Source organism: Cellulomonas septica, assembly GCF_012396155.1.
In the GTDB taxonomy this organism is placed as follows: Bacteria; Actinomycetota; Actinomycetes; order Actinomycetales; family Cellulomonadaceae; genus Cellulomonas; species Cellulomonas septica.
Genome location: NZ_JAAXOY010000813.1, coordinates 1 through 1335 on the forward strand (window position 1 = coordinate 1; position 1335 = coordinate 1335).

Consider the following 1335-nt stretch of genomic DNA (forward strand, 5'->3'; position numbering starts at 1 on the left):
CGTCGCGCGAGCGCGGGGAGCGCGACGGCGACGAGGTGCGCCGACGTGCCGGCGTGCGCGGCGGGCCGCGACGTCACGACGACGTCCGCCTCGCCGTCGCCCACGACGACGCACGCGCCGCACCGCCACGTGGCGAGGGCCCACACGACGGTGCGCCAGTGGCCGGGGAGGTCGAGCAGGACGCGCGTGCCGGGTCCGGCGTCGAGCTCCTCGACGAGGAGGTTCGTCGTCTTGTTGACCCAGTTCTCGAGCACCGCGCCGGAGAGCTCGACGCGCTCGCCGTCGGCGCTGTACCAGGTGAGCCGGGGACGGCCCGGATTCCGGGTGACGAGGGCGAGAAGTTCGGCGATGGTGGCTCCTGGCACGGCCTCAGCGTAGGCGCGACACGCCGTCTTCACCCGGGTGCCACAAGTTCACCCCGACATATCCGGGCAACTACCACGGCTCGGCTTGACGCCCTCGAACGACACGCGTGTAATTCCTGAGAAGAGATTCATGCGCGAGCACCACCACGCGGCGTCCTCCGGGAGCCGCTCTGCCGAGCCTTGAACGAACCGCACGAAAGACCCGCACGGAGGCACGCCATGTGGAACCTGCTCGACGACGACGACGAGACCTTCCCGAGCGACGCCCGGAAGCCGGCGGAACCCGCGTCGAACGTGCTGTCGCTCTTCGGAGCGCCCGAGGACGACGGGCCGATGGGGTGGCAGGAGCGTGCACTCTGCGCGCAGACCGACCCCGAGGCGTTCTTCCCGGAGAAGGGCGGCTCGACCCGCGAGGCGAAGCGCGTCTGCACCGGGTGCGACGTCCGGTCGGAGTGCCTCGAGTACGCCCTCGCCAACGACGAGCGGTTCGGCATCTGGGGCGGCCTGTCCGAGCGTGAGCGCCGCAAGCTGAAGCGCCGGGTCGTCTGACGCGTGTCGGTCGAGGGGTTCGCGGACCCCGGACGGCAGGATGGCCCGAGCATGACCGAGACCCTCCCGCCCGTGGACGCACCCACGACCACCGCACCCCTCCCGGTGACGACGCCGGTGACGGCGGTCGTCGTGACCCGGGGCCGGACGCGTTACCTGGACGACGCGCTCGCGGCCCTCGCCGCGTCGACCCGTCGTCCGGCGCGGGTGCTGCTGGTCGACGTCGCCCCGGACCTCGAGGTCGGGGGCGCCCTGGACGACGCCTTCGCGCGGCAGAGCGGCTCGCCGCGGCCCCAGCTGCGCACCGTGCACGTCCCGGGAGCCCGGACCTTCGGGCACGCGGTGCGGGCCGCCCTCGAGGACCCGCAGGTCCGCGCCGACGGTCCGGCGTCCACCTGGCTGTGGCTCCTGCACGACGACA

At 73.1% G+C, this 1335-nt stretch carries 2 protein-coding genes and 1 pseudogene; 2 read left to right on the forward strand and 1 reads right to left on the reverse strand.

Annotated elements, in window-relative coordinates; genetic code table 11:
* Positions 1-365, reverse strand: a 365-nt coding sequence (locus HGA02_RS19410) for a TIGR03089 family protein (RefSeq protein ID WP_343035639.1), incomplete at its 3' end; no start/stop codon positions are given.
* A 219-nt stretch (positions 366-584) separates the two neighbouring features.
* Here HGA02_RS19410 and HGA02_RS19415 point away from each other — a divergent pair.
* Both HGA02_RS19415 and HGA02_RS19420 read left to right on the forward strand, forming a co-directional pair.
* Positions 585-914, forward strand: coding sequence for a WhiB family transcriptional regulator (locus tag HGA02_RS19415; protein WP_124343353.1), 330 nt, complete (start codon positions 585-587; stop codon positions 912-914).
* A gap of 51 nt (positions 915-965) precedes the next feature.
* A pseudogene (locus HGA02_RS19420) lies at positions 966-1335 on the forward strand (glycosyltransferase family 2 protein); the annotation flags it as partial.